This window comes from Mycobacterium simiae, assembly GCF_008370645.1.
Classification (GTDB): domain Bacteria; phylum Actinomycetota; class Actinomycetes; order Mycobacteriales; family Mycobacteriaceae; genus Mycobacterium; species Mycobacterium simiae_A.
The window spans coordinates 1-3,807 of record NZ_VTZN01000290.1 but is presented as its reverse complement, the minus strand read 5'-3'; the positions used below and the strand labels follow the sequence as shown (position 1 = coordinate 3,807).

2 protein-coding genes and 1 pseudogene are annotated in these 3,807 nt (G+C 63.6%); 2 read left to right on the top strand and 1 reads right to left on the bottom strand.

The annotated features are described in order from the left end of the window. Positions 1 to 1,306: beta-ketoacyl [acyl carrier protein] synthase domain-containing protein (locus F0Q45_RS24870; RefSeq protein ID WP_262491166.1), on the bottom strand; the 1,306-nt coding region annotated here is incomplete at its 3' end. A 365-nt stretch (positions 1,307 to 1,671) separates the two neighbouring features. On the opposite strand from F0Q45_RS24870, the pseudogene F0Q45_RS24865 reads away from it, so the two are divergent. Together F0Q45_RS24865 and F0Q45_RS30375 are read left to right on the top strand one after the other, a co-directional pair. Continuing rightward, positions 1,672 to 3,423 (top strand): annotated as a pseudogene (locus F0Q45_RS24865) (AMP-binding protein); the annotation flags it as partial. A gap of 81 nt (positions 3,424 to 3,504) precedes the next feature. Further along, on the top strand, positions 3,505 to 3,807 hold a 303-nt coding region (locus F0Q45_RS30375), incomplete at its 3' end, for an acyl carrier protein (RefSeq protein ID WP_262491165.1).

Sequence of the window (3,807 nt, the reverse complement as noted above, 5' to 3'; positions counted from 1 at the left end):
AGAGCAGCGGCCCTTGGAGCGCAGGAGCGGTCGGGGTGCTTTCGGGGGCCAGGGGGGCTTGTTCGACGATCGCGTGGACGTTCGTTCCCGAGAATCCGTAGGACGACACCGCAGCCCGGCGGGGAGGCTTGTCGTCGCTCCTGGGCCACGGCGTCGTCTCCTGCGGCACAAAGAGATTCGTTTCGATTTGGGCGAAGTCTTCGGGCAGCCGGGTGAAGTGCAGGTTCTGCGGGATCACCCCATGCTGTACGGCGAGGACGGCCTTCATCAGGCCCAGTGCCCCAGCCGCCGACTGTGTGTGTCCGAAATTGGTCTTCACCGACGTCAGGGCGCACGCGCCCTCGACGCCGTACACCTGGGCCAGGCTGGCATATTCGACCGGGTCACCCACCGGGGTGCCGGGCCCGTGCGCCTCGACCATGCCGACCGTGCCCGGGTCCACCTCCCCCGCAGCCAGCGCGGCCCGGTACGCCGCGATCTGTGCGGTCTTCGACGGTGTCACGATATTGACGGTGCGGCCGTCCTGGTTGGCGGCCGTGCCACGCACCACGGCCAGAATTCGGTCGCCGTCGGCCAACGCATCGGGTAGCCGCTTGAGCAGCAGTACGACGCTACCCTCGCCGGAAACGAAGCCGTCGGCTTTGACATCGAACGCGTGGCAGTGTCCCGTCGCGGACAACATGCCAAGGGCTGACCCCGACGCCGCCTTGCGGGGTTCCAGCATCACCGATGCGCCGCCGGCCAGCGCGATGTCACTTTCGCCGTCGTGCAAGCTGCGGCAGGCCAGGTGGATTGCGGACAGGCCAGACGAGCACGCGGTGTCCACCGTCATCGCCGGACCGTGCAGCCCCATGGCGTAGGAGATGCGTCCGGAACCCATGGCGAAGCTGTTGCCCATGTATCCATACGGGCCGCCCAACGTGTTGGCCGCTGCGTGCATGAATTGGTAGTCGTCATGCATCAGGCCGACGAAAACGCCGGTCTGCACGCTGGCTAGTTTTTCCCGAGTCAGGCCGGCGTGCTCCATGGCCTCCCAGGCGGTTTCCAAAAGCAGGCGGTGCTGCGGGTCCATTTCAGTCGCTTCCCGCTCGGTGATCCCGAAGAACTCGGCATCAAAGTCGGCGACGTTGTTCAGGAACGCGCCCCACTTGCATACCGAGCGACCGGGTATGCCCGGTTCGGGGTCGTAGTACTCCTCGGCGTCCCAGCGTTCGACGGGCACCTCGGTGACCAGATCGTCGCCACGCAGCAATGCCTCCCACAACAGGTCGGGCGAGTCAATCCTCCCCGGCAGCCGGCACGCCATACCAATGACAGCAACCGGAGTCACAGGTGTCCTGTCCACGCTCGTTCACCTTTCCAGTACCAGTGCTTCAGTTCCTATCAGCGGCTTCGAGTTCGCATCGGCGATCGTGAGAAACCGTCTCGATTTCCGCTCCGGGGTCCCAGGAACGCCGAGGAAACAGCGCCGCGCCGCAATGGAGCCCGCGCCCCCCGCGTGACCAGAGCGTAGCTGGTGAGCCCCCCAACGCGTGGAAGAATCGCTACCCTGATCGAAGTCACCGACCTGCGCCAGGGTCAGCCCCCACGCGCGCGGAAAATCGTGCGAACGTACCAATAATGCGCTGGATCCGCCCACGCCCGGTTGGTTCATCGCCTATCGTTCGAGTCGTGGTTGAGTCCTCCATTCCCGCTGTGCTGCAGGAGCGCGCCAGTCTGCGGCCCGATGAGACAGCGTTCACGTTCGTTGATTTCGAGCGGGATTGGGCGGGCGTCGCTGAAAGTCTGACGTGGTCGCAGCTGTATCGGCGAACGTCCAACGTCGCCCAGGAGCTCAGGCAATGTGGGTCGACCGGCGATCGGGCAGTGATCTTGGCGCCGCAGGGGCTGGACTACATCGTGAGTTTTCTGGCCTCATTGCAGGCCGGACTCACCGCTGTGCCGCTTTCGGTTCCCTATGGTGGCGCACACGACGAGCGCACCACTTCGGTGTTGGCCGACACATCGCCGGTCGCCATTCTCACGGCCTCGTCGGTGGTTGACTTACTAACCCCGTATACACAGAGCCAATCTGGGAAAAACGGGCCTTCGATCCTCGAAGTTGATTTGCTGGGCCGAGACGCTCGGCAGATACCCAGCGGACCGGGCTCAGCCGCCGCCGGTCACCAAGTGCCGGAAACCTTGTATCTTCAGTACACCTCCGGTTCCACGCGGACACCGGCCGGTGTCATGGTCTCGAACGAAAATGTCTTAGCCAACTTCGAACAGCTCGTGACCGACTACTTCGGGGCATACGGGAAGCTGGTCCCAGCGGACACCACAGTGGTGTCATGGCTGCCGTTCTATCACGACATGGGCTTCGTGATAGGAATTATCTTCCCGATACTGGCGGGTGTGCGCGCCGAGCTCACCAGCCCGGTCGCATTCTTGCAGCGGCCGGCTCGATGGATGCACATGCTGGCGTCCAATGCTCGAGCAGCGTCGGCAGCACCGAACTTCGCTTTCGACATCGCGGCACGCAAAACCTCAGACGACGAGATGGCGGGGTTTGATCTCTCCGGCGTCAACTGGATCCTCAGCGGCAGTGAACGGGTACAGCCGGGGACGCTCAAGCGCTTCGCGGACCGCTTCGCCCCCTTCAACCTCGACCCCGCGGTGGTGCGGCCCTCATATGGGATGGCAGAGGCGACGGTGTACATCGCGACCCGAACGGCAGGCGAACCACCAAAGATCGTCAATTTCGACTCCGCCAAACTGCCCGACGGCCGAGGGGAGCGTTGTGAAAGTGACAGTGGCACACCCCTGGTCAGTTACGGCACGGTGGATACACAGTTGGTGCGCATCGTCGATCCCGACACAGGTATCGAGTGTCCAGCGGGAACGGTGGGCGAGATTTGGGTGCATGGCGCCAACGTTGCTTGCGGCTATTGGCAAAAGCCTGAAGAGACCAAGCGCACGTTCGGTGCAACCATTGTCAGCGCTGCGCAGGGCACACCCGAGAGTCCTTGGCTCAGGACAGGGGACTCCGGCTTCCGCTTCGACGGTGAGCTGTTCATCGTGGGCCGTATCAAGGACCTCCTAATCATCTACGGCCGCAACCACTCTCCCGACGACATCGAGGCGACGATCCAGGAGATCACCCGAGGCCGCTGCGTTGCGATAGCGGTTCCCGATGATGACGGCGTTGAGCAGCCGGTTGCCATCGTCGAACTAAAGAAGCGGGACGAATCAGACGAGGCCGCGATGCACAGGATGGATGCCCTCAGGCGTGAAGTCACCGCAGCCGTATCGCAAGCACACGGCCTGAGCATGGCGGATCTCGTTCTGGTTGCCCAAGGATCGATCCCCATCACGACAAGCGGCAAGGTCAGACGAAGCGAGTGTGTACAACGATATCTGCGCGATGAGTTCACCCGCTTAGACCCGCAGTGCTCCCAGGCGAAGCGGTGCATCGTTGATGACGTCGACGCGGGTGCCGGGGCGCAGCCAGGTTTGGCCCAACGCGTGCGCACGCTCGGCCAGCAGCAATATGACTTGCTGGTGAGTGCGGTGTGTGAGCAAGCGGCAAGGGTGTTGGGTCGCCCCGGCCCTGATGACATCGACCCAGATTGGGCGTTCCAAGAACTCGGGTTCGACTCGGTGAAAGCCACCGAGCTGCTTGACCGGCTGAAAACCGTCACCGGGCTGGCATTGTCATCCACCCTCGCGTTCGACTACCCGACGCCGGCCGTGTTGGCCACTTACCTGGGCCAGCTGCTGACCGGGTCGGTTGCCGCCTGCGCGCAGGTGCGGTCGCGGGTAGATGCA